This is a genomic window from Cognatiluteimonas sedimenti (assembly GCF_022808325.1).
GTDB lineage: Bacteria > Pseudomonadota > Gammaproteobacteria > Xanthomonadales > Xanthomonadaceae > Cognatiluteimonas > Cognatiluteimonas sedimenti.
Map to the genome: position 1 here is coordinate 808,814 of NZ_JALGCL010000001.1, position 22,941 is coordinate 831,754.

The 22,941-nt window shown below is 67.4% G+C and carries 20 protein-coding genes and 1 tRNA gene; 14 read left to right on the forward strand and 7 right to left on the reverse strand.

All coding sequences use genetic code 11. From position 1 onward, the window contains the following. Nucleotides 1–27: 27 nt before the first annotated feature. Nucleotides 28–1,392: a signal recognition particle protein gene (gene ffh / locus MQC88_RS03815; RefSeq protein WP_243319287.1), complete on the reverse strand. Its 1,365-nt coding sequence runs from the start codon at nt 1,390–1,392 to the stop codon at nt 28–30. A 176-nt stretch (nt 1,393–1,568) separates the two neighbouring features. Between ffh and MQC88_RS03820 the strand changes: the two genes are divergently transcribed. The 5 genes from MQC88_RS03820 (at nt 1,569) to MQC88_RS03840 (ending at nt 7,293) form a co-directional block, all read left to right on the forward strand. Next, the gene (locus MQC88_RS03820; protein WP_243319288.1) at nt 1,569–2,357 is read left to right on the forward strand and encodes a cytochrome C assembly family protein; all 789 of its coding nucleotides are present in this window, start codon (nt 1,569–1,571) and stop codon (nt 2,355–2,357) included. Between the two features lie 79 nt (nt 2,358–2,436). Next, nucleotides 2,437–2,895 carry a MarR family winged helix-turn-helix transcriptional regulator gene (locus MQC88_RS03825; RefSeq protein ID WP_243319289.1) on the forward strand — a complete coding sequence of 153 codons (459 nt, stop codon included), beginning with the start codon at nt 2,437–2,439 and terminating at the stop codon, nt 2,893–2,895. Nucleotides 2,896–2,961: 66 nt separating this feature from the next. Then, nucleotides 2,962–4,437, forward strand: coding sequence for an efflux transporter outer membrane subunit (locus MQC88_RS03830; RefSeq protein ID WP_425491590.1), 1,476 nt, complete (start codon nt 2,962–2,964; stop codon nt 4,435–4,437). After that, nucleotides 4,434–5,615: an HlyD/EmrA/EmrK family protein gene (locus MQC88_RS03835; RefSeq protein ID WP_243319291.1), complete on the forward strand. Its 1,182-nt coding sequence runs from the start codon at nt 4,434–4,436 to the stop codon at nt 5,613–5,615. The genes MQC88_RS03830 and MQC88_RS03835 overlap by 4 nt, the downstream gene beginning before the upstream one ends. Nucleotides 5,616–5,703: 88 nt before the next feature. Continuing rightward, nucleotides 5,704–7,293 carry a DHA2 family efflux MFS transporter permease subunit gene (locus MQC88_RS03840; RefSeq protein WP_425491541.1) on the forward strand — a complete coding sequence of 530 codons (1,590 nt, stop codon included), beginning with the start codon at nt 5,704–5,706 and terminating at the stop codon, nt 7,291–7,293. Nucleotides 7,294–7,388: 95 nt separating this feature from the next. Here MQC88_RS03840 and radA read toward each other — a convergent pair whose 3' ends face one another. The 4 genes from radA to MQC88_RS03860 form a co-directional block, all read right to left on the reverse strand. Further along, the gene (radA, locus tag MQC88_RS03845) at nt 7,389–8,810 is read right to left on the reverse strand and encodes a DNA repair protein RadA (RefSeq protein WP_243319292.1); all 1,422 of its coding nucleotides are present in this window, start codon (nt 8,808–8,810) and stop codon (nt 7,389–7,391) included. Nucleotides 8,811–8,875: 65 nt separating this feature from the next. Beyond that, a complete protein-coding gene (locus tag MQC88_RS03850) occupies nt 8,876–9,817 on the reverse strand; it encodes a hypothetical protein (protein WP_243319293.1) in 942 nt (313 codons plus the stop codon). Beyond that, nucleotides 9,814–10,167: a PadR family transcriptional regulator gene (locus tag MQC88_RS03855; protein ID WP_243319294.1), complete on the reverse strand. Its 354-nt coding sequence runs from the start codon at nt 10,165–10,167 to the stop codon at nt 9,814–9,816. Before MQC88_RS03855 ends, MQC88_RS03850 begins: the two co-directional genes overlap by 4 nt. A gap of 338 nt (nt 10,168–10,505) precedes the next feature. After that, a complete protein-coding gene (locus MQC88_RS03860; protein WP_243319295.1) occupies nt 10,506–10,805 on the reverse strand; it encodes a hypothetical protein in 300 nt (99 codons plus the stop codon). A gap of 150 nt (nt 10,806–10,955) precedes the next feature. On the opposite strand from MQC88_RS03860, the gene MQC88_RS03865 reads away from it, so the two are divergent. Then, on the forward strand, nt 10,956–11,792 hold the full coding sequence (locus MQC88_RS03865; RefSeq protein WP_243319296.1) for a hypothetical protein: 837 nt from the start codon (nt 10,956–10,958) through the stop codon (nt 11,790–11,792). Nucleotides 11,793–11,849: 57 nt separating this feature from the next. Here MQC88_RS03865 and MQC88_RS03870 read toward each other — a convergent pair. Together MQC88_RS03870 and MQC88_RS03875 are read right to left on the reverse strand one after the other, a co-directional pair. Then, nucleotides 11,850–11,916, reverse strand: a tRNA-OTHER gene (locus MQC88_RS03870). 359 nt (nt 11,917–12,275) lie between these two features. Then, nucleotides 12,276–12,731, reverse strand: coding sequence for a MerR family transcriptional regulator (locus tag MQC88_RS03875; protein WP_243319297.1), 456 nt, complete (start codon nt 12,729–12,731; stop codon nt 12,276–12,278). Between the two features lie 106 nt (nt 12,732–12,837). On the opposite strand from MQC88_RS03875, the gene MQC88_RS03880 reads away from it, so the two are divergent. The 8 genes from MQC88_RS03880 to MQC88_RS03915 all read left to right on the forward strand — a co-directional run bounded on the left by MQC88_RS03880 (nt 12,838) and on the right by MQC88_RS03915 (nt 22,803). After that, the gene (locus MQC88_RS03880) at nt 12,838–14,790 is read left to right on the forward strand and encodes a cytochrome c/FTR1 family iron permease (RefSeq protein ID WP_243319298.1); all 1,953 of its coding nucleotides are present in this window, start codon (nt 12,838–12,840) and stop codon (nt 14,788–14,790) included. Nucleotides 14,791–14,840: 50 nt separating this feature from the next. Further along, nucleotides 14,841–15,470, forward strand: coding sequence for a cation efflux transmembrane domain-containing protein (locus MQC88_RS03885; RefSeq protein WP_243319299.1), 630 nt, complete (start codon nt 14,841–14,843; stop codon nt 15,468–15,470). Beyond that, entirely contained in the window at nt 15,457–15,882 is a 426-nt protein-coding gene (locus MQC88_RS03890; RefSeq protein WP_243319300.1) for a hypothetical protein, read from the forward strand. Before MQC88_RS03885 ends, MQC88_RS03890 begins: the two co-directional genes overlap by 14 nt. A 64-nt stretch (nt 15,883–15,946) precedes the next feature. After that, the gene (locus MQC88_RS03895; RefSeq protein ID WP_243319301.1) at nt 15,947–17,224 is read left to right on the forward strand and encodes a TolC family protein; all 1,278 of its coding nucleotides are present in this window, start codon (nt 15,947–15,949) and stop codon (nt 17,222–17,224) included. 11 nt (nt 17,225–17,235) lie between these two features. Beyond that, the gene (locus tag MQC88_RS03900; protein WP_243319302.1) at nt 17,236–18,420 is read left to right on the forward strand and encodes an efflux RND transporter periplasmic adaptor subunit; all 1,185 of its coding nucleotides are present in this window, start codon (nt 17,236–17,238) and stop codon (nt 18,418–18,420) included. A gap of 30 nt (nt 18,421–18,450) precedes the next feature. Beyond that, nucleotides 18,451–21,579, forward strand: coding sequence for an efflux RND transporter permease subunit (locus MQC88_RS03905; protein WP_243319303.1), 3,129 nt, complete (start codon nt 18,451–18,453; stop codon nt 21,577–21,579). Beyond that, nucleotides 21,576–21,905: a P-II family nitrogen regulator gene (locus MQC88_RS03910; protein ID WP_243319304.1), complete on the forward strand. Its 330-nt coding sequence runs from the start codon at nt 21,576–21,578 to the stop codon at nt 21,903–21,905. The genes MQC88_RS03905 and MQC88_RS03910 overlap by 4 nt, the downstream gene beginning before the upstream one ends. A gap of 1 nt (nt 21,906) precedes the next feature. Then, on the forward strand, nt 21,907–22,803 hold the full coding sequence (locus tag MQC88_RS03915; RefSeq protein WP_243319305.1) for a cation diffusion facilitator family transporter: 897 nt from the start codon (nt 21,907–21,909) through the stop codon (nt 22,801–22,803). Nucleotides 22,804–22,941: the final 138 nt, after the last annotated feature.

The window sequence follows — 22,941 nt, forward strand, 5'->3', positions numbered from 1 at the left end:
AGGGATTTCCGGCGCTGGCGAAAGGGGTCAGCGACCGAAGGGCATGCCTCCGCCCATCATCCCCTGCATCCCGCGCATCAGGCCCTTCATGCCGCCGCGGCCCATCTTCGACATCATCTTTTCCATCTGCTGGTACTGCTTCATCAGCTTGTTGACGTCGGACGGCGCCATGCCCGAGCCGCGGGCGATGCGGGCGCGGCGGGAGCCGTTCAGCAAGGCCGGGTTGCGGCGCTCCTTCCTGGTCATCGAATTGATGATCGCCACCATCCGCGGGACTTCCCGGCCGGTGACCTGGGCCTTGACGTGGTCCGGGATCTGGCCGATGCCAGGCAGCTTGTCCATCAGCCCGGACAGGCCGCCCATGTTCTGCATCTGCTCGAGCTGGTCGCGCATGTCGTTGAGGTCGAACTTGCGGCCCTTGGCGACCTTCTCGGCCAGCTTCTGCGCCTTGTCCTTGTCGACCTGCTGCTCGACCTGCTCCACAAGCGACAGCACGTCGCCCATGTCGAGGATGCGGCTGGCGACGCGGTCGGGGTGGAACACGTCCAGGCCGTCGGTCTTCTCGCCGGTGCCGATGAACTTGATCGGCTTGCCGGTGATGTAGCGCACCGAGAGCGCGGCACCGCCACGGGCGTCGCCGTCGGTCTTGGTCAACACCACGCCGGTCAGCGGCAACGCCTCGCCGAAGTGCTTCGCGGTGACCGCCGCGTCCTGGCCGGTCATCGAGTCGACCACGAACAGCGTTTCGACCGGCTTGACCGCGGCGTGCAGCGCCTTGATCTCGGCCATCATCGCTTCATCGATGCTGGTGCGGCCGGCGGTATCGACGATCAGCACGTCGACGAAGGACTTGCGCGCGTCGTCGATCGCCGCGCGGACGATGGCTTCCGGCTTCTGCGATGCGTCCGACGGGAAGAACAGCACGTCGACCTGTCGTGCCAGCGTCTTCAGCTGCTCGATCGCCGCCGGCCGGTAGACGTCGGCGCTCACCACCATCACCTTCTTCTTGCGCCGTTCCTTCAGGTGTCGCGCCAGCTTGGCGACGGTGGTGGTCTTGCCCGCGCCCTGCAGGCCGGCCATCAGGATCACCGCCGGCGCCGGCACGTTGAGGTTGAGGTCGGACGCCGCCGAGCCCATCACCAGGGTCAGCTCGTCGCGCACGACCTTGATCAGGGCCTGGCCCGGGGTCAGCGACTTGAGCACTTCCTGGCCGACCGCGCGCACCTTGATGCGCTGGATCAGCGCCTGCACCACCGGCAACGCGACATCGGCCTCGAGCAGCGCGATCCGCACCTCGCGCGTGGCCTCGGTGATGTTGGACTCGGTCAACCGGCCGCGGCCGCGCAGGCGCTCGATGGTGCCGGACAGGCGCTGGGTCAGGGATTCGAACATGGACGCGGAAACCGTGCGGAAAACGGGCGCGAAGTATAGCCCGTGCACTGCTGGCGCCGGCCTGCGGGGGCCGTGGCGGCGGCGGCGGTCGGACTCCCGTCTCCGGCGTTGCGCGGCCGGCCACGGCAGGCGGCCATCGCCCCTACCGCGCGAGCCGATCATGCGACACTGGCGCGATGATCCTCGTCCTGGTCGCAACCGCGTTCTATTTCCTGGCTGCCGGCATGCTGGTGGTCGAACTGCGCCGCGAGCACGGCGGCACGCGGCTATGGCTGTTGCCCGCAGCGGTCGCGGTAGGCCTGCATGTGGCCGTGCATGCGCTGGCATGGCGGCAGTCGGGCGGGATGGACATGCACTTCTTCGCCGCGCTGTCGCTGGTGGGGCTGGGCATGGCGGCGCTGACCCTGTTCGTCGCCGCGGGCGGGCGAATGGCGGCGCTGGGCGTGGTGGTCTATCCGTTGGCCGCCGCCATGCTGCTGGGCTATGCCGGCTACGGCCATCGCATCGCCGAGGCGCTCGACTGGCGCCTGCAGCTGCACGCGTGGTGCGCCCTGCTCGCCTACGCCACGCTGGCGATCGCCGCGCTGCTGGCGCTGATGCTGTGGCTGCAGGAGCGCGCGCTGCGTCGCCACCGCTTCGACCGCTGGCTGCGCGCGCTGCCACCCCTGACCGAACTGGAATCGCTGTTGTTCCGCACCATCGCGGCCGGCTTCGTGCTGCTCACCGCGACCCTGCTGACGGGCGTGCTGTTCGTGGAGGACCTGCTGGCACAGCACCTGGTCCACAAGACCGTGCTCAGCGTGCTGTCGTGGCTGCTGTTCGGCGGCCTGCTGCTGGGCCGCTGGCGCTATGGCTGGCGCGGCCGGGTTGCGGTGCGCTGGACGCTGGCGGCGATGGCGCTGCTGGTGCTGGCGTTCTTCGGCAGCAAGTTCGTGCTGGAACTGGTCCTTCACCGCGGAACCTGAACGGGCCACCGCGGACATTCGTTTCGACAGGCAATAGTTGCATTGACAATTATTGCGCAGGCCGGCAGTATGCCGCGCCATGCAAACACCCAAGCCCCCCGTGCCCTGCAGCGGCGCCACCCTCGGGCTCCTGTTCCGCCAGGTCCGCGACGCCATGTGGGCGCGGATGGCGGAGGAGCTCGACACCCTCGGCCATGAGCTGACCTTCAGCCAGTACATGACCCTCAAGAAGCTGGCCGATGGCACCGCGGGCGTCACCGACCTGGCCCGCGCCGTCGACCTCAACCCCGGTGCCATGACCCGCCTGCTCGACAGGCTGGAAGCCAAGGGCCTGATCACCCGCGTTGCCGACGCCGGCGACCGTCGCGCGCTGAACATCCACCTCACCGAAGCGGGCCTGGTGATCTGGCAGGACATCAACCAGTGCGGCATGCGCGTGCGCGAACGCGCCATGCACGGGATGAGCGAAGCCGAACGCGAACAACTCATGCGCCTGGTCACGCGCGCCCGCGACAACCTCTCCCCCTCCGGTTCCTGAGCCATGGCCCGACCCGACCCCACCCCGCGGCGCCAGCGCCAGCGGCACCCGGCTCCCGTTGCCGCCATGCTTGCCGCGGCACTCGCCCTGGCTGGCTGTGCCAGCACCCATGGCCTGGCGCCGGCGACCGCGCCGCGCGATGCCGATTCACTCGCCGCCGCCCGCAGCATCGGCGCGGGCGCGCCCTCCGACGCCGCGTTCCCGACGCAGGACTGGTGGACCGCCTTTGGCGACCCGCAACTCGACGCCCTGGTCGCCGAAGCGCTGGCCGGCACGCCCAGGCTCGACGCCGCCGACGCCCGCACGCGCCAGGCCCAGGCGCAAGCCGGCCTTGCCGATGCGCTGCGCAAGCCCACCCTCGGGGCCAGCGCGCAGGAGACCGGCGTGCAACTCCCCGAAACCCTCGCGCCACCTCCACTTGGCGGCTCCTTCAACGCCAGCACCGTGCTGATGCTCGACTTCAAGTACGCGCCCGACCTGTGGGGCGGCAAGCGCGCGAAGTACGAAGCCGCGATCGGCCAGGCGCGGGCCGCGCAAGCCGACGCGCAGGCCGCGCGGCTGGCGCTCTCGTCGAACGTCGCCACTGCCTACATCGCGCTGGCGCATGCGTTCGACCTGCTCGACGTCGCCAACCAGGAACAAGCGCGCGCCTCGCAGCTTTCCCGGTTGAGCGCGCAGCGGGTCAAGGCCGGACTCGACAACCAGTTGCAGCTGCGCCAGTCCGAAAGCGCCATCTCCGCCGCGCGCCAGCAGGCGCAGGCCGCGCAACGGCAGGTCGATGCGCTGCGCAACGCACTGGCGGCGTTGCTGGGCCAGGGCCCGGATCGCGGCCTGGCGATCGAACGCCCGCACCTGCGCGCCACCACGCCGGCGGTGCCGGCGGTATTGCCCAGCGAACTGCTCGGCCATCGCCCCGACGTCGTCGCCGCGCGCTGGCGGGTGCAGGCAGCCAGCCGCGGCATCGACGCGGCGAAGGCGACGTTCAAGCCCAGCGTCAACCTCAACGCCATCGTCGGCCTGGCGTCGGCTGGCCTGTCGGACCTCTTCAGCAGCGAAGCGTTGCTCGGCTTCGGCGGTCCCGCGATCAGCCTGCCGATCTTCGACGGCGGCGGACTACGCAGCCAGCTGGCGAAAAGCGATGCCGACTACGACCTTGCCGTCGCCGCCTACAACCAGGCGCTGGTCCGCGCCTTGCAGGAAGTCGCCGATGCGCTGCAGGCGCAGCGTTCGCTCGACGCGCAACTGGCCTCGGGCACGCAGGCGCGCGACGCGGCGCAATCGGCCTGGCGGATCGCGAGCGACCGCTACCACGCGGGCCTGGGCACCCAGCTCGACGTGCTCGCGGCGCAACGCCCGCTGCTGCAACTGGACCAGCAATTGGCCGCGCTGCATGCGCAGCGGCTGCAGGCTGCGGTCGACCTGGATCGTGCCCTGGGCGGTGGCGTCGCGCTGCCCCCTGCCGATGCTTTCGCCGCACCGGATGCCAGCGGTCCTGATTCCACCCCCATCGACAACGACATCGCCAAGGCCCCCACGCCATGACCATCGAACTCAATCCCAACGCCACCGTCCCCGCACCGAAGAAGAACGACAAGCGCAAGCGCGCGCTGCTGGTCGTCGCCGCGATCGTGCTGGTGGCGCTGGCGGCGTGGCTGCTGTGGTACCTGCTGGTCGGCCGCTGGCACCAGGACACCGACGACGCCTACGTGCAGGGCAACATGGTCAGCATCACCGCGCAGAGCGCCGGGACCGTGGTCAGCATCGGCGCCGACGACGGCATGAAGGTGGTCGCCGGCCAGGTGCTGGTGCAACTGGATCCCAACGACGCCAAGGTCGCCTTCGAGCAGGCGAAGGCCAACCTCGCCAGCACGGTGCGCCAGGTACGCGGCCTGTACAGCGCGGTCGATGCCGGGCAGGCCGACCTGCGCGCACGCCAGGTCGCGATCGGCAAGGCGCGCGCCGATGTCGCGCGCCGCGAAGGCCTGGTCGCCAGCGGTGCGGTGTCGGCGGAGGAACTGGCGCATGCGCGCAACGAACTGGCCGCGGCCGAAGCCGCGCTGTCGGCCTCGCGCGGGGAACTGTCGCGCAACCGCGCACTGGTCGACGCCACCACCGTCACCGACCAGCCGCAGGTACAGGCCGCTGCCGCGCAGCTGCGCGCGGCGTACCTCAATCTCCAGCGGGCGGCCGTGGTCGCCCCGGTCAGCGGCTACGTCGCCCAGCGCAGCGTGCAGCTGGGCCAGCGGGTGCAGCCGGGCATGCCGTTGATGACGGTGATCCCGCTGGAACAGGTCTGGATCGAAGCCAACTTCAAGGAAACGCAACTGTCGAAGATGCGCCTCGGGCAGCCGGTCGAGCTGACCTCAGACGTATACGGCAGCGATGTCGAATTCGACGGCAGGCTGGCCAGCCTCGGCCTGGGCACCGGCAGCGCGTTCTCGCTGCTGCCGGCGCAGAACGCCAGCGGCAACTGGATCAAGATCGTGCAGCGCGTGCCGGTGCGGATCGAACTGGACCCGAAGCAGCTGGCTGCGCATCCGCTGCGGCTGGGCATGAGCATGTCGGTCGACGTCAGCATCCGCGACCAGCACGGCGACGTGCTACCCGCCGCCACGCCCGCCAGGCCGGTGCTGTCGACGCAGGCCTACGCCAGGCAACTGGCCGATGCCGATGCGCTGATCCGCGGCATCGTGCAGGACAACCTCGCGCGGCACGGCTGACCGGCCAACGCGGCGGTGCCGAAGCACCGTCGCGCTCCCATCGCAGCGGCTGCGCCATCGGCGCGGCCGCGACGGACGAAACCCACGCATGCCGACTCCCACCGAAGCCACGCCCGGCAACGGCCCCGCGCCGATCACCGCCGCCAACATGCCCGGATTCCGCCCGCCGAACCTGGCGCTGGCGACGATCGGCATCGCGATGGCGATGTTCATGCAGGTGCTGGACATCACCATCGCCAACGTTTCGCTGCCGACGATTTCCGGCAACCTGGGCGCCAGCGCCAACCAGGCGGTGTGGGTCATCACCTCGTTCGCCGTCAGCAACGCGATCGCGTTGCCGTTGACCGGGTTCCTGACGCGACGTTTCGGTGAACGCCGCCTGTTCGTCTGGGCCACGTTCGCTTTCGCCATCGCCTCGCTGCTGTGCGGGTTGGCCAATTCGATGGGCATGCTGGTGGTGGCGCGCGCGCTGCAGGGGTTCGTCGCCGGCCCGATGTATCCGGTGGCGCAGGCGTTGATGATCTCGATCTATCCGCCGCACAAGCGCGGGCAGGCGATCGCGTTGCTGGCAATGGTGACCGTGGTCGCGCCGATCGCCGGGCCGATCCTGGGCGGCTGGATCACCGACAACTACAGCTGGGAGTGGATCTTTTTCATCAACGTGCCGATCGGCATCGCCATCAGCGCGATCGTCGGCCGCCAGTTGCGCGGTCGCCCGGAGCGCCTGGAGAAGCCGCGCATGGACTACGTCGGGCTGGCGACGCTGGTGCTGGGCGTCGGCGCGCTGCAGGTCCTGCTCGACCTGGGCAACGACGAGGACTGGTTCAATTCCACCAGGATCGTGGTGCTGGCGATCGTGGCGGTGGTCGCGCTGGCGGTGTTCTTCATCTGGGAACTGACCGACAAGGATCCGATCGTCGACCTGCGCCTGTTCCGGCACCGCAACTTCGCCGCGGGCACCCTGGCGCTGGTGCTGGCGTACGCCGCGTTCTTCTCGGTGGCCCTGATCATCCCGCTGTGGCTGCAGCGCAACCTCGGCTACACGCCGATCTGGGCCGGCCTGGCGACCGCGCCGATCGGCGTGTTGCCGATCATCCTGACGCCGTTCGTCGGCAAGTACGCGGCGCGCTTCGACCTGCGCGTGGTGGCGAGCCTTGCGTTCGTGGCGCTGTCGGCCACCAGCTTCGTCCGCGCCGGGTTCAACCTCGATGTCGACTTCCCGCGCGTGGCGATGGTGCAGTTGTGGATGGGCCTGGGCGTGGCGCTGTTCTTCATGCCGGTGCTGACGATCCTGCTGTCGGACCTGGAGCCGCACGAGATCGCGTCCGGCTCGGGGGTGGCGACGTTCTTCCGCACCCTGGGCGGCAGCTTCGCCGCATCGTTGACGACCTGGGCCTGGAACCAGCGCGCGGTGGTCCACCACGCGCACCTGACCGAGCGGATTTCGGCGACCGACCCGGGCATGCTGCAGACCGTCACCGCGATCGGCCAGGGCAACCTGCAGCGCGGGGCGATGTACCTGGACCGGATGATCGCGCAGCAGGCCGCGCAACTCGGCTTCAACGAGATCTTCCACCTGCTCGGAATCCTGTTCCTGGTGGTGATCGCGTTCGTCTGGTTCGCCAAGCCGCCGTTCGCGGCGAAGGCAGCCAGTGGCGCGGCAGCGGCGGGTCACTGATCGTTGCCCAAGTGTAGGAGCGGCTCATAGCCGCGAGCTCTCCAGCAATGTCGCATTGGACTGCAAAAGCTCGCGGCCATGAGCCGCTCCTGCGGTCAAGCGCCGGCGGCTTCCAGCGCGTCGGCCAGGCGTTCCACCGCAATGACCTCGAGCCCCTGGAAACGGGCCGCCTTCGGCGCATTCGCCCTGGGCACGATCGCACGCCTGAAGCCGTGCGTGGCGGCTTCCTTCAGGCGCTCCTCGCCGTTGGGCACCGGACGGATCTCGCCGGACAGGCCGACTTCGCCGAAGGCGATGGTCTTTTCCGCCAGCGGCTGGTCGCGCAGCGACGACAGCACCGCCAGCAGCACCGGCAGGTCGGCCGCGGTCTCCTGCAGGCGGATGCCGCCGACCACGTTGACGAACACGTCCTGGTCGCTGACGCCGATGCCCCCATGGCGATGCAACACCGCCAGCAGCATCGCCAGCCGGTTCTGTTCCAGGCCGACGGCGACGCGGCGCGGGTTCGACAGCGGCGAGGAATCCACCAGCGCCTGCACTTCCACCAGCAGCGGCCGCGTGCCTTCGCGCGTGACCATCACGCAGCTGCCCGGCTGCTGCAGGCTGCCGCCGGAGAGGAAGATCGCCGACGGGTTGGGGACTTCCTTCAGCCCCTGCTCGCCCATCGCGAACACGCCCAGTTCGTTGACCGCGCCGAAGCGGTTCTTGAACGCGCGCAGCACCCGGAAGCGCGAGCCCGATTCGCCCTCGAAGTACAACACCGCATCGACCATGTGCTCGAGCACGCGCGGCCCGGCGATGCCGCCTTCCTTGGTGACATGGCCGACCAGGAACACGGCGGTTCCTGTTTCCTTGGCATAGCGCACCAGCCGCGCGGCGGATTCGCGCACCTGGCTGACCGAGCCCGGGGCGGCGGTGAGGGACTCGGTCCACAGGGTCTGGATCGAGTCGGCGACGATCATGCGCGGGCGCGTGGTCGCGGCGTGCTCGAGGATGCGCTCGACTCCGGTCTCGGCCAGCGCATGCACCCCATCCACCGCCAGGCCAAGGCGCGCGGCGCGGCCCGCGACCTGGCCGAGGGATTCCTCGCCGGTGACGTAGAGGCTGCTGAAGCCTGGCCCGCCGGCCGGACTGCCGCCGGCCATCTTCGCCACCGCCTGCAGCAGCAGGGTCGACTTGCCGATGCCCGGATCGCCACCGACCAGCACCACCGCGCCCCCGACCAGTCCGCCGCCGAGCACGCGGTCGAATTCCCCGATGCCGGTGGACACGCGCGCGTCCTCCTGGTGGCGCACGTCGGACAGCGCAGTGACCTTCGGCGCCTCGACCTTGCCCGCCCAGCCCGCGCGCCGCGATGGCGATTTCGCCGCGGCCGCGCCCGCCGGCTCCAGGACGATTTCCGACAGCGTGTTCCAGGCGCCACACTCGGCGCACTGGCCCTGCCACTTGTTGTGTTCGCCGCCGCATTCGCCGCAGACGTAGGCGGTCTTCGCCTTGCTCGTGATCTTCGCGGCCATCGGTTCCCGGGGTTCCCTGCGTGCGACGCCGCCACTCTAGCGGGCGGGCGTCGCACGCGCTGGGATCAGGCGCTTCCGGTCGCGATGGCGGCGGGCGACGCCGCTTCCGCGGCCGGCTCGATCCGCACCCATTCCAGGTAGGCCTCGTAGAGTGCGCTGAGCAGCACAAGCCCGCCGGCGAACCGGAACCACGGCATCGCGACCGCGTCTGCGCGGGGCAGCACGAAGATCGCGAAGGGCGTCGGGTCGAGGAATGCCGTCATCGGCGCCGCGTGCGCGAGCAGCATCAGGCCAAGGCCAAAGCCGGTGACGATCCCCGCGCGCCGGCTCCAGCGGCGCCAGCCGCCCTGCAGCGCCACCCCGAGCCAGACGGCGACGTACGCGATCAACCAGCCGATCGTCGCCGCGCGCTGCCAGCTGTGCATGAACGCCTCGCTCAGGGCGAGGCCGCCGCCAACGCCATGGCCCAGGGTCGCCGTATCCCAGAACGCCTGCGGCGCGACGTACATCGCCAGCGGGAACACGGCAAGGCCCGCCGCGGCGAGCAACGCCTGCCAGCGCGGTGCGCGCGCGGGCTTCGGATCCGGGCGCGGCTTCCAGGCGAAGCTGCCCTCGGGCCGCCGGCGGCGGAACCACGCGATCGCCATGAAGACGAGCGCCAGGCAGGCGAACCACTTCACCAGGTCCAGTTCGAAATGTGCGTCGGACATCCCGACCACGAAGATGCCAACGATCATCCAGATCGCGAAATCGTGGTTGTCCTCCGGGTCGATCAGCGGCTTGCGCGGCTCGTAGCGCCCCGCGGCCTCCGCGGGGCGACCGAACGCGGCCAGCAAGGCTACCGCCATCGCGCTGTCCGGTGCGCGCCCGGCGGCTTCAGCCTTCGCCGCCAATTCCTCCTGCAGCAGCGCGCGCAGTTCGAGCGCGACGTCGTTGCGCCGCTTGTGCGGCAGCAGGCGCGCGACATCGCGCACATAGGATTCGATCACGTCGTTCGCCGTCGTCATTTCCCGTCATCCCCCTTCAGAAAGCCATCGATCGCCGTGGCCTGGGCGCGCCAGGCAGCAGACAGGTCCGCGTAGGCGCGTTCGCCTTCGCGACTGAGCCGGTAGTAGCGCCGCGGCGGCGCCGTTGCGGCGTCCCATTCGCTCAGCAGCAGGCCCTGCGCCTCCAGCCGCCGCAGCAGCGGATACAGCGTGCCCTCCTCGATCGGCATGCCGCCCCCCGCCAGGGCCTGGCGCAGCGAATAGCCGTACTGGCGCTCGCGCAGCAGGCTGAGTACGGCCAGCACCAGCACACCGCGCCGGAGTTCGACCAGTCCCGCTTCCCTTGCCGCCTTGGCTTGCTTTTCGATCATGCGCCACCGCTACTGTTTGTCACACGGTACATAGGCACGCATACTGTGTCAAGCATAGTAACGGCCAAGCGCATGCGCACCGCGGCAGCACCAGGGCTGGGGAGCGATTGCAGTCTCTTCAGCGCGTCGCACCCGGCTCTCGGCGCCAAGGCACGCGCCCGTGGCCGGTGTGGCCAGATGGAATCGGCAGGACTGGTCCCGCAGCGCCACTTCGCGATCCCGCGCGGAATCCCGGCGCGCCGCCCGATTCGAAGTCGATGCCCCAGTGGCCCCTGTTTCGCGTCCGGCGTCGTGGGCTCGAGGTCCCGTGGACTTGCCGGCTTCGCCGGATCAGCGGATCAGCCGGAGACGGTCACGCCGTTGCCATCACCAGCGAAGGTGTTGGTCGTGGTCTCCGCCGCCTCGCGCATCTCGACGATCCGCGCCGCCTGGGCGTCGGCGGCAACCCGGTGCTGCAGCGACTTGCACAGCTCGACCCCTGCCGAGGTCAGGCGCGGTGGCTCTTCCCCGTCGTCCACCAGGCCGCTGTCCACCAGCCGCTGGCGGATTTCGGTATCGCCGGAGGTCAACGGCGCGGCCTGGTCGATGCGTTGCAGCACTTCGAGCAGGGCCAGGTCTTCGAGAGGGATGGGATCCATGGGGCGCAGTCCTGAGGAGACACGATGATGCCACGGCGCAGGCCTCCCGGCGCCTGGCCGCATTATCGCGCGATTCGCGATGCGGGGCGGGCCCGTGGCCCCTGCTGCATCCGTCCTGCGTTCAGCCACGTGTAGCGACCGGGGAGTGCCATGGCCAAGTCCAACTTCTTCACCGAGCTCAAGCGCCGCCAGATCTACCGCGGTGGGGTGATGTACATCGTCGCCGGATGGGTGGTGGTGCAGGTCGCCACCCAGGTCTTCCCGTTCTTCAGCATCCCCGACTGGGCGATCCGTTTCGTGGTGGTGGCGATCCTGCTCGGTTTCCCGCTGCTGCTGGTCTGGCTGTGGATGTTCGAGAGCTCGTTGCCGACCGAGGGCGATGCGCATCTGGTCGACCGCCGCCGCGGTGGCGATCGCGGCGGCGATTCGGCCGAAGCACTGGCCAGGATCATGGAAGCAGAGCGCAGCGAGCGGCAGAAGGAAAACCAGGTGTTGATCGCCGCGCTCGCCCAGCTCAAGGATGCGCACGGCCAGCCCCCCGAGTCGCCGGCCGATGCGGTTGCCGCACTGCAGGGGCGGCGTGGACACACGGTCGTCCCGGACACCGGCCACACGCCGCCCGCCGAACCCTACACGCCGCCACCGCCGGCCAAGCGCAAGAGCCGGGTCATGGTATTGATGACCGTGCTGGCGATCTTCATCGTCCTGGCTGGGCTGTGGACGCTGCTGGTGCCGCAGGCCACGGTGCAGCCGGCCACGGCCGCGGCCGCCACCGGGCAGCTGGCGGAAAAGTACGTCGCCCCGGGCTTCGCCCAGGTCGAGGATTTCGGCGTCAAGCTGCTGCGGCCGGTGCTGGCCAAGCTCGGCCTGCACGTCGCACCGGAGCGCGTGTTCACCGGCATCATGGTGTTGCTCGCACTGGTCCTGCTCCGCGACTTCTACCGGAAGGTCACGCGCTCCCGATCCCGGCAGGCGCCCTCGCACTGAGCGACGGCGCTTGCGCCACAAAAAAACCCGCCGATGAAGGCGGGTTTTTCTTTCTGCTGGTGCCGGAAACAGGAGTCGAACCTGCGACCTACGCATTACGAATGTGCAGATCGTTTTTTCCGGCGCAGAAAAGATAGTGTAAATCAGGCCAATGCTGTTGCAGAAGCCCTTTTTTCCGGAGGTCGCGTGTCCCAGATGCGCCCCCATATCTGGGCTCTGGCAATTGCTCAGGGCGATCACCGCCTAGAAACAAAGGGTTTATCCGGCGATGGCAGCCCCCCTGACCGACGCATTCCGACTGTTCCTCCATGCGTATGTCAGGGCAAGCTTGTTCAGCTGCTGCCCCTGCCCGTGGTCAGCTTTGCCGGCAGACGGTCGAAGGCCACATGCGATCGGTGGGCAATCGTATCGAACAAAAAAAGGGGGCTTGCGCGGTTCCGAATTTGGGCTATGACTGGAACCACGAGATTGAGGACTTCGGCGTTAGCACTGCCCATCACGCGGATCGGCGGCCCGCGTGGACCGCATTGCGGTTCCAGCCGGTGACCGCGGGTGGCGTAACGCGCCCAGAATTGCGCACTGCCCCCGTGTTCCACCCGAACACGCGTTGATGGTGTGCTCCAGTTCCTTGGCCATCCGTGTCAATTCGCGAATCTTGCTGCGAATATCGGCCAGATGCCCCCGGGCCACGACATCGATCTCGCTGCAGGACAACATCGCGTCGCTGCCGCCCAGGCGTAGCAGGCTGCGGATTTCGTCGAGGCTGAAACCGAGTTCCCGGCCGCGGCTAATGAAGCGAAGGCGGTTCACGTCCTCTTCGCCGTAATCCCGATAGCCATTGGCCTTGCGGCGAGCTTGGGGCATGAGCCCGGCGTGCTCGTAGTAGCGGATGGTTTCCAGATGGCAGCCGCTGACCGCGGCGGCTTCGCTGATCTTCATGTCGAACGGCCTCTTGACCCTGTAGCGACTACGGACTTTACACTGTCTTGTCTCCCCGCCAACGCGATTGTCGCCATGCGTCGGCCCTCTCCCCATTGAATTCTTCATGCCCAGCCTGTCCAGCCTTCTCAGCCGTGCGTTGGTCCTCTGGTTGCTGCTGGCGACGTTCGTCCCGTGCGCCTTGGCAGGAGAGGTCGGACCCGACCCGCGCCAGACATGGCAATTGCTGGATTACGTGGCAGTGGACTACGCCGGCGCGATCCAGGGAGGAAAAGTGGTCTCCCCGGCCGAGTACGCAGAGATGCGTGAGTTCTCGGTCACGATCCGCAGCCAGCTCGCTGCGTTGCCCTCCGCCCCTGGGCAATCGGCGCTGGTCGCGCAATCCGATCGACTGATCGCTGCGGTCGGGGCCAGAGCCGATTCGAAAACGGTCGCCGATCTGGCCCATCACTTGGCCGATGGCTTGCTCGCTAGCTATCCGATCGAGGCTGTCCCGGCATCGCCGCCGAACCCGGCTCGCGCCGCGCCGCTCTACGCACAGCAATGCGCTGCATGCCACGGGCCGACCGGCGCTGGCGATGGTCCGGCCGGCGCGAGTTTGAACCCGCCGCCGATCGCCTTCACTGATCCGGACCGGGCCGCCCGGCGCAGTCCGCTGGCGCTGTATGAAGTGATCTCACAAGGCGTTCCCGGCACGTCGATGGCCAGCTTCTCAGCTTTGCCGGACGCCGACCGCTGGGCGTTGGCGTTCTACGTCGGAAGCTTGGCGTACTCGCCGCAGGACCGCGCACAGGGGGAAAGCCTATGGCGCAACAACCCCGAGCTGCACCGGCGGCTTCCGTCCATCGGAGCGCTGACACATTCCACCGAGTCCGATCTGGCCGGGATCCTCGGCCAAGCACAGGCCAAGGCCATCACTGCGTATTTACGCGCCACGCCCAAAGCCGTCGCAGAGCCTGCACCCGGCTTGGCGGCAGGCCCGTTCGCGCTGGCGCGCGAGCGTCTGGCCGACAGCGTCCAGGCCTACGCCGCGGGCAATCCGTCGCAGGCCAAAGTCTGGGCGCTTTCGTCCTATCTGGATGGGGTTGAACCGGTGGAACCCATGCTGGCCGCCCGCGATCGCGCCCTGTTGCGCGAGATCGAAACAGCGATGGGACAGTTTCGTGCACAACTTGGGCAGGGCGCGCCCATCCGAGATCTCGACGCGACGGCCAAGCGGATCACCGCGCTGTTTGATCGCGCCGAATCCGTCCTGCAGGACGCCCATACCGATGCAACGACCGCGTTTCTCGGCAGCTTCACCATCCTGCTGCGCGAAGGCCTGGAAGCGCTACTGGTTGTGATCGGCATGATTGCATTCTTGCGCAAGGCAGAGCGCCGCGAGGTGCTGCCCTATGTCCATGCCGGTTGGATCGGTGCCCTGCTTGCCGGTGTGCTGACGTGGGGCGCGGCCACCTACCTGGTCGGCATCAGCGGCGCGAGCCGGGAGGTGACTGAAGGCTTGTCGGCGTTGTTCGCCGCGGTCGTGTTGCTGGGCGTGGGCATCTGGATGCATCAGAAGAGCCTGGCAGGTCGTTGGCAGCAGTACCTGCACGCGAAGATGTCGGCAGCATTGACCCGCCGCTCGGCCGTGTTCCTGTTCCTGCTCGCGTTCGTTGCGGTGTACCGCGAAGTGTTCGAGACGATTCTGTTCTTCATCGCCATGTGGAGTGAGCAGAACAGTACGGCCATTCTCGGCGGATTGATTGCAGGCAGTGTTGCACTCGCTGCCGTCGCGTACTGGATGTTGGGCATCAGCAAACGGTTGCCTATCGGCCAGTTCTTCTCGATCAGTTCGATCCTGATCGCCGTGCTTGCTGTGGTGTTGGTCGGCAAAGGCATCGCCGCCCTGCAGGAAGCCGGCTGGGTCGCGCAGGCACTGGTCGCAGTGCCGCGCATCGAGTGGCTGGGTGTGTACCCGTCCTGGCAGTCGCTGCTGGCCCAGTTGGGTGTCGCCATCGCCGCGATCGTCGGATTTTTCGTCAACATCCGTTCCAAGCGCGTGTCCGAGCGTTCCTGAGCCGAGCATGCGCTGCGAAATACTCTCTTCGATGAGGCAGAAATAGCACCATGAGCGACTCGTGCTGCGGACGTGCCATGGACGTGCAGGCGATGGAAGCGGGCCAGCGCCGCGTGTTGCGGACCGTGCTGGCGATCAACGTCGTGACCTTCGTGATGATGATCGCCGCGGCGCTATACAGCCGATCCTCGTCGCTGTTGTCCGGCGGCCTGGATAACTTCGGCGACGCGCTGACCTACGCCCTGAGCCTGGCGGTGGTCGGCGCCAGCGGACAGGCCAAGGCGAAGGTGGCGCTGGTCAAGGGTGGCCTGATCCTGCTCGCGGCGATGGTGGTGGCCGGGCAGATCGTCTGGCGCCTGCTGCATCCCGCCGTTCCTCTGTTCGAGGGCATCGGCATCGCGGCCCTGATCAATCTCGGTGCCAATTTGATCTGCCTGCGCCTGCTGACGCCTTTCCGTCACGGCGATGTGAATCTGGCGTCAGCGTGGGAGTGCTCGCGCAACGACATGTTCGACGGGCTGGCGGCCTTGACGGCCGCGGCGGGCGTCTGGCTCTTCGATGCGGGATGGCCCGATCTGGCGGTCGCCGGCGTATTGCTGGTGATCTTCCTGCGGTCGGCCTGGCGGGTGTTCCGCGCGGGATGGCGCGAGTACGGGCGCCGGGCCGATGAAATTTCGTAACACTGTGATCAGCCTGTATTCTGCGCGCATGCTGTCGGCCGCGCCTCGTCCCTTGCTTGCCCGCTTGCGCTCGTCTGCGCGGCTGGCAGTGCTCGTGCTGCTGGTGTTCACAGTGAAGATCGGCGCGGCCGCGGCTTGCCCCAAGCACGACTTCATCGATCTGGGGATTGGTGCTGACAGTAGCCAAGCGGTCATGAAGGCGGTATCGGCCAACAATGGCGATGCCGACCTGGGCAAAACCCTGCCCGGCCATGCCGGGACCTGCACGCACTGCGAGTGCCATCACGCGGCCGCAGTCGTGCCGACGGCCCACCTCTCGCTGGCGATTACGACCAATGGATTGACCGCCTGCAATACAGGCCCACCTCCCAGCGCCTCGCCGCTTCAGGAATTGAGACCACCGATCGCCTGAGTGACGTTCATTACGACCTTTTGCGCCTTGCGCCGGAGGACGACGTTGACTCAGAGGATCACGCATGCCCATTTTTCGCTTGTCGCGACGATTCGTCGCGCGGCTGGCCATGGCCGTTCTCGCAGCAGGCCTGCTGTCGGGACCCGTCGCGGCCCAGCAACCACCGGATTCGCACGCACCGCCGGCGCTTCGCGACGCCCTCCAGGCCGCCTGGCAACAGCACCCCACGTACCGTGCCAGCGAGGCGCAGCTTGCCGCGTCGCGTGCCCGGCTCGATGCCGCCGGCCAGCCGCTCTACAACCCCGAAATCGAACTGGCCGCGGATGATGAAGGTCCGGACCGGACCGCGACTGTCGGCCTCAACCTGACGCTCGACCTGAGCGGCAAGCGCCGGGTGCGGCGCGACGCCGCCGCCGCGCGTGTGGAGCAGACGGCGGCCGAGGCGCGCATGCGCCGGCGCGATTTCATCCAGCAATGGTTCGCCGGTTGGGCTGAACTGCAGACTGCACAACAGCGCGTCAGGACCGGCGAACGCCGGCTGGCGCTGGTGACCCGCTTCGCCGGGCTGGCCGACAAGCAGTTCGCGGCGGACGACATCTCGGGATTGGAGCGCGACTTGGCGCTGCTGGCCCGCGATGAGGCGCAGGCTGAGCAGTCGCGATTGATTGCCGAACACGCAGAGGCCGAAGCGCGCTTTCGCTCACTTGGGGGGGCGCCGGACAGCCTCGCCGCGATGGCATTGCCCAGCGACACGCTGCCGCCGCCGGTTACGCCTGGGATCGGGATCGAAGGGTTGCCCGACTGGCAGGCCGCGCAAGCCGCGGCGCTTGCCGCCGAACGCGAGGTCACCGTCGCCCGCCGCAACCGCGTCGCCGATCCCACAGTCGGCGTGCGCGCAGGTCGCATCGATTACGACGGACTGCAGGACAACGTCGTCGGCGTGTCGGTGAGCATTCCGCTGTTCGTGCGCAATTCGTACCGTGCCGAGGTCGTGGCCGCACAAGCCGACGCCGACGTGGCGATCGCAGAAGTCGAGCGGGTGCAGATCGAGCTTGACGCCGATCGCCGCCGCGCTATCGACAGCTATGCCGCCGCGCACGCGGCATGGTCGCGTTGGCAGGCCAGTCGCGGCACCGATGTCGAACGCCGCGCCAACCTGCTCGAACGCCTGTGGCGCGAAGGCGAGCAGTCGACCGCCGACTACCTGCTGCAACTCAAACAGACCCTGGACACCGCGCTTGCCGGTGCCGAACTCGAAGCGCGCCTGTGGCGCAGCTACGCCGACTATCTCGCCGCCACCGGCCAGCTCGAACGCTGGGTCGGCCTGGAGGCAACCCCATGAGAGATTCCCTGATGACCCGATACGAATGGCTGTGCCTGCCTTTGACGGCGGCTGTGCTGATCGCACTCGCCGGCTGCGGCAAGTCCCCCGAGGCTGAATCCACTCCGGCTGCAACGGCCGAATCTGCCGAGGCCGATCACGCCGAAGGCGCGGGCGACCACGCCGAGGAAAGCGGCGAAGCCGTCGTCCCCGTGGCGATGGACGCCGCTGCGCTCAAGGCCGCCGGCATCCGCTTGCAGACGCTGCAACCGACCTCGCTCAGTGAAGAACTGCGCGCCCCGGGCGAAGTGGTCGACAGCGCTTACGGCACCACCCTGATCACGCCTCGGGTCGAAGCGTTGGTGGTTCGCCGTCACGCCCGGCTGGGCGATGAGGTCCGGGCCGGCGCGCCGCTGGCGACGCTGGCCAGCGTCGAGGTCTCCGATGCGCAGGCCGATCTGCGCATCGCCGAACAGGAATGGCGTCGCGTCTCGGCGCTGGGCCGCGAAGCGGTGGCCGGCCGTCGCATCACCGAAGCCAAGGTCGCGGTGGATCGCGCCCGCGCCAAAGCCCAGGCCTATGGCCTGCCTGGTACCGCCAGCGGCGCCGTCAACGGCCAGTTCACCCTGACCGCGCCGCATGCCGGGCGCATCACCGAAGACGACTTCGTGGTGGGCCAGCGCATTGAGCCGGGCAAGCCGTTGTTCCGCCTGGTCGATGAATCGATCGTCTGGGTGGATGCCAAGCTCCCCCCCGGCACGGCGCCGCGCATCGAGGCCGGAAGCCCGGCGACGGTCGTGATTGGCGGCGAGCGCATCGCCGGCAAGGTGTTGCGCAGTGCCCACCGCACGTCGGATGCGACCCGCAGCGCGACGATCCGGCTCGAAGTGCCGAACCAGGCCGACCGCCTGCACGGCGGCGACTTCGTCGAGGTGTACTTCAACGCGACGGCCGCTACCGATGCCGACAACTCGTCCGCCACCCAACTCGCGGTGCCGACCGACGCCCTGGTGCAACTCGAAGGCGAGACGGTGGTGTTCCGCCGCAATGCGGCCGGGGCGCTGGAACCGGTGCCGGTGCGCACCGGTGATGCGATCGGCGACCGCACCGTGATCCGAGAAGGACTCAAGGCGGGCGACACGGTCGTCGTCGCCGGCGCGTTCGCGGTGAAATCGCAGCTGCTCAAGGCGCAACTGGGAGAAGGTCATGGGCATTGATTCCTTGCGCAGGACGCGCGGAGGCGCGCCATGCTGAATCGCCTGGTCGAACTCTCCCTGCGTTACAAGTTCCTGGTCCTGATCATCTTTGCAGTGGTCGCGTTCCTTGGCGTCAATGCGGTGCGCAACGTGCCGATCGATGCCTTCCCCGACGTGACTCCGGTCCAGGTCAACATTTACACCGAGTCCCCGGGGCTCGCAGCCGAGGACGTGGAACTGCTGCTCACCACGCCCGTTGAGTCCGCCTTGGCAGGCCTGCCGAAAGTGCAGGAGATCCGGTCGGTCAGTCTATTCGGACTGTCCTACGTCGCCGTCTATTTCGAGGACGACATGGATATCTACTTCGCCCGTCAGCTGGTCAACGAGCGGTTGCAGGAAATCGGCGACCGGTTGCCAGAAGGCTACGGCAAGCCGAGCATGGGGCCCAATACCTCGGGCCTGGGTCAGGTGTTCTGGTACACGGTCGAACGCGCTCCGGGCGTCAGCAAGGACCAGGTTACCGACATGGATCTGCGCACCTGGCAGGAATGGACGGTACGCCTGATCCTGCGCACGGCCCCCGGCGTCGACGACGTAACTTCGTGGGGGGGCGGCGAACGCGAGTTCCAGGTGCAGATCGACCCGCAACGCCTGTACGCCCGCGGCTTGGGCTTCGGTGACGTGATCGCTGCACTGCCGGCCAACAACGGCCAGGTCGGTGGCAACGTCATGGATGTGGGCCGCGAGCAGTTCCTGGTGCGCGGCTTGGGGTTGCTGAAATCAACCGAAGACATCGGTGAGATCGTGCTCAAGGCCGAGGATGGCGTGCCGGTCTATCTGCGCGATGTGGCCACCATTGTCGAAGCGCCCGCCCCACGATTCGGCGCAGTGACGCGCGACGGCGAGGAAGTCGTGCTGGGCATGGCGCTGGCGCGCATCGGGGAGAACGCCAAGGACGTGGTCGAGGCGGTCAAGGGCAAGCTCGATGTCGTGCGCGACGCGCTGCCCGAGGGCATCGTGCTCAAACCCATCTACGAGCGCACCGACCTGGTCAACAAGGCCGTCGGCACCGCGGTGCGGGCACTGATCGAAGGCTCGATCCTGGTCGCGATCATCCTGTTCCTGTTCCTGGGCGAATTGCGCTCGGCGCTGGTGGTCATCGTGACCTTGCCGTTGGCCATGCTGATCGCCTTCATCGGCATGGGCCAGGCCGGTCTGTCGGCCAACTTGATGTCGCTGGCGGGGTTGGCGATCGGCATCGGCATGATGGTCGATGGCGCAGTGGTCATGGTCGAGAACGCATTCCGGATCATGGCCGAGCGCCTGGAACACGGCGAGAAGGTCGACAAGACTTCCGCGGTGCTGGCGGCCGCCAAGGAGGTCGCCAATCCGATCACCTTCGCCATCACCATCATCATCGTGGTGTTCCTGCCGCTGTTCGCGCTGGAGGGCCTGGAAGGCAAGATGTTCAAGCCGATGGCCTTCAACATCGCTTTTGCGATGGCCGGGTCCATGCTGCTGAGCCTGACCTTGATCCCGGTGCTGGCGTCGATGATCCTCAAGCCCAAGCCGGAGCGCGATACCTGGCTGGTGGCGCGGATCAAACGCGGCTACCAGCCATTGCTGGGCAAGGCACTGGCGCGCAAGAAAGTGGTCGTGGTCAGTGCCTTGCTTGCGCTGGTCGCAAGCCTGGCGCTGTTCCCGTTCCTGGGCAAGGAGTTCATGCCGCAGCTGCAGGAAGGTTCGATCATGTGGCGCGTCACAGGCATTCCGTCGACCTCGCTCAACGAGTCGATCCGGACCAGCAACACCATCGCCAAGGCGTTCGAGCAATTCCCGGAGGTCGACACCACGCTGGCGATGATCGGCCGCGCCGAGAAGGGCGAGACTGCCGACGTGAACTACATGGAGATCTACACCGCACTCAAGCCCGAGGACGAGTGGACCAGCGGACGCAACATCAAGCAGCTTGAAGAGGCCATGCAGGAGACGCTGGAAAAAGTGGTGCCCAATGTCGTGCCCGGCTATACCCAGCCGATCCAGATGCGGGTGGAAGAGCTGATCTCCGGCGTCCGCGCGACGCTGGCGCTGAAACTCTACGGTGAAGACCTTGAACAGCTGGACCGCATCAGCGGACAGCTCAAGACCGCGCTCGGCAAGGTGCCGGGCGTGGCCGACCTGTCGCTGGAGGCCAATGTCGGCAAGCCGCAAATCCGCATCGAGGTCGATCGCGACGAACTGGCCCGCCACGGCATGAATGCCGAGGAGGTGCTGACCATCGTCCGCAACGGCCTGGGCGGCGAGCCGGTCAGCGTGCTGCTGGACGGTGTCAAGCGATTCGATATCGCGGTGCGCCTGAGCGAGGCCACCCGGGACTCGGTGGAAGCGTTGCGCCGGATTCCCTTGCGTACCGCCACCGGCGCCGTGGTGCCGCTGTCGGAGGTGGCCGATGTCAGCGTGGCCGAGGGCTACTCGTTCGTCCGCCGCGAGCAGCTGCAGCGCTACGCGGTCATCCAGATGGACGTGCGCGGCCGCGATGTCGACGGCTTCGTCAAGGATGCCGATGCCGCGATCAGGCAGCAGGTCAAACTACCGGCCGGCTATTGGATCGAATGGGGCGGGGCGTTCGCAAACCAGCAACGCGCCCTGGCAAAACTGGCATTGATCGTGCCGATCACGATCTTCTTCATCTTCGTGCTGCTCTACACCGCGTTCAACTCGATCAAGTACGCGGCGCTGATCCTGGCCAATGTGCCATTTGCCACCATCGGCGGGCTGCTGGCGCTGTTCGTTACGGGCCAATACCTGTCCGTGCCCTCGGCGATCGGCTTCATCGCGGTGTTCGGCGTGGCGATGCTCAACGGCATCGTGCTGGTCAGCTTCCTCAACGAGCTGCGCGACAAGGGTCTGTCGGTGCGTGAGGCGGTGGTGCAAGGCACTGCGCTGCGTCTGCGCCCGGTGCTGATGACGGCCAGTGTGGCGATCCTGGGCCTCGTGCCGATGCTGCTCTCCAGCGGCGTCGGTGCAGAAACCCAACGCCCGCTGGCGACTGTGGTGGTCGGGGGCTTGATCAGCTCGACCCTGCTGACGCTGATCCTGCTGCCCGTGTTGTACGAATGGCTCGAAAACCGCTCGGATCGCAAAGCCGCCGAGGACAATGCAAAGGAGACCACGTCATGAAACAGATCAAGGCCTTCGTCCATCGCAATCGGGTTTCCGATTTGATCCATGCGCTGGGAGCTTCCGGCTTCCAGCGGCTGAGCCTGTTCGATGTCAAGGGATTGCTACGGGCGCTCAGCAGTCGTGAGCAGCAATTCTCGGTCGAGTTCGGTGATCAGGTGATTAGTGAGGTGCAAATGGAACTCTTCTGCGAAGACGGCGACGTGGCGCGTGCGGTGGAGATTTTCCAGCGCACTGGGCGCACTGGCCGCGCCGAAGCGGGTTGGATCTACATCAGCCAGGTTGAGCACGCCGTCATCATCGGCGAGGGCGATCAGGAGGCTTGAGATGGGCGCAGGACACGATCACGAGGCCGGTGAGATCAAGCACGAGAAGCCGCTATGGTGGGCCCTCGGGCTCACCGCGGGATTCCTGGTAGCGGAAGTCGCCGGCGCCTTGCTGACCAACAGCTTGGCACTGCTGTCGGATGCCGCGCACATGGGCACCGATGTCATCGCCTTGGCAATCTCGCTATTCGCTGTGCGCTTGAGTCGTCGCCCGCCGGACGCCAAGCGGACCTACGGTTACGCCCGGATGGAAGCGCTCGGCGCAATGGTCAATGGTGGCCTGTTATTCGTCGTGGCCGGTTACATCCTGTGGGAGGCGGTGGGCCGATTCCGCCATCCGCCTGAAGTCGCATCCACCGGCATGCTGGCGATCGCGTCGATCGGTCTGATCATCAATCTGATCTCGATGCGCCTGCTCAAGGCGGGCAGTGGTACGAGCCTCAACGTCAAGGGCGCCTATCTGGAAGTCTGGAGTGACATGCTCGGCTCCGTGGGCGTGATCATCGGTGCGCTGGTCATCAAGTCCACCGGATGGGCGGTGATGGACCCGATCATCGCCGTGCTGATCGGCCTGTGGGTGCTGCCGCGCACGTGGACGCTGCTGCGAGAGGCGGGGCAAGTGCTGATGCAAGGCGTGCCCGCCGGCATGGACATGGCCACTGTGCGGACCATGATGCTGGACCACCCCGGTGTCGCGGCGATTCATGATCTGCACGCCTGGGCGCTGGGATCGAAGGAACCGATCCTAACCGCGCATGTCGTCCTCAATGACAGTGCCGGTGATGCCGAGCAGATCCGGCAATCGTTGGCGGCCGCATTAGCAGAACGATTCGACGTTCGACATGCCACGCTGCAAATTGAGACTACGCCATGCGGTGACACGCACCGCCATGCATGAATTCTGAAAGTTCCAACGGCCGCTCCTTTCAGTCTCTGTATGCACGCACCTTTGGGTCCCCTGGCCGCTCCCCTATCTTCGCTCTCCAGCCAGACCGCTTACGCGCTTGTGCGATGTGACGTCGCAAATGTGGACGCC

Coding starts and splice junctions, on each gene's coding strand:
- MQC88_RS03830 (WP_425491590.1), top strand. CDS start 2,962: ATGCTTGCCGCGGCACTCGCCCTGGCTGGCTGTGCCAGCACCCATGGC.
- MQC88_RS03820 (WP_243319288.1), top strand. CDS start 1,569: ATGATCCTCGTCCTGGTCGCAACCGCGTTCTATTTCCTGGCTGCCGGC.
- MQC88_RS03900 (WP_243319302.1), top strand. CDS start 17,236: ATGACCCGATACGAATGGCTGTGCCTGCCTTTGACGGCGGCTGTGCTG.
- MQC88_RS03890 (WP_243319300.1), top strand. CDS start 15,457: ATGAAATTTCGTAACACTGTGATCAGCCTGTATTCTGCGCGCATGCTG.
- MQC88_RS03855 (WP_243319294.1), bottom strand. CDS start 10,167: ATGATCGAAAAGCAAGCCAAGGCGGCAAGGGAAGCGGGACTGGTCGAA.
- MQC88_RS03905 (WP_243319303.1), top strand. CDS start 18,451: ATGCTGAATCGCCTGGTCGAACTCTCCCTGCGTTACAAGTTCCTGGTC.
- MQC88_RS03850 (WP_243319293.1), bottom strand. CDS start 9,817: ATGACGACGGCGAACGACGTGATCGAATCCTATGTGCGCGATGTCGCG.
- MQC88_RS03895 (WP_243319301.1), top strand. CDS start 15,947: ATGCCCATTTTTCGCTTGTCGCGACGATTCGTCGCGCGGCTGGCCATG.
- MQC88_RS03835 (WP_243319291.1), top strand. CDS start 4,434: ATGACCATCGAACTCAATCCCAACGCCACCGTCCCCGCACCGAAGAAG.
- MQC88_RS03860 (WP_243319295.1), bottom strand. CDS start 10,805: ATGGATCCCATCCCTCTCGAAGACCTGGCCCTGCTCGAAGTGCTGCAA.
- MQC88_RS03825 (WP_243319289.1), top strand. CDS start 2,437: ATGCAAACACCCAAGCCCCCCGTGCCCTGCAGCGGCGCCACCCTCGGG.
- MQC88_RS03875 (WP_243319297.1), bottom strand. CDS start 12,731: ATGAAGATCAGCGAAGCCGCCGCGGTCAGCGGCTGCCATCTGGAAACC.
- ffh (WP_243319287.1), bottom strand. CDS start 1,392: ATGTTCGAATCCCTGACCCAGCGCCTGTCCGGCACCATCGAGCGCCTG.
- MQC88_RS03910 (WP_243319304.1), top strand. CDS start 21,576: ATGAAACAGATCAAGGCCTTCGTCCATCGCAATCGGGTTTCCGATTTG.
- MQC88_RS03865 (WP_243319296.1), top strand. CDS start 10,956: ATGGCCAAGTCCAACTTCTTCACCGAGCTCAAGCGCCGCCAGATCTAC.
- MQC88_RS03840 (WP_425491541.1), top strand. CDS start 5,704: ATGCCGACTCCCACCGAAGCCACGCCCGGCAACGGCCCCGCGCCGATC.
- MQC88_RS03915 (WP_243319305.1), top strand. CDS start 21,907: ATGGGCGCAGGACACGATCACGAGGCCGGTGAGATCAAGCACGAGAAG.
- radA (WP_243319292.1), bottom strand. CDS start 8,810: ATGGCCGCGAAGATCACGAGCAAGGCGAAGACCGCCTACGTCTGCGGC.
- MQC88_RS03885 (WP_243319299.1), top strand. CDS start 14,841: ATGAGCGACTCGTGCTGCGGACGTGCCATGGACGTGCAGGCGATGGAA.
- MQC88_RS03880 (WP_243319298.1), top strand. CDS start 12,838: ATGCCCAGCCTGTCCAGCCTTCTCAGCCGTGCGTTGGTCCTCTGGTTG.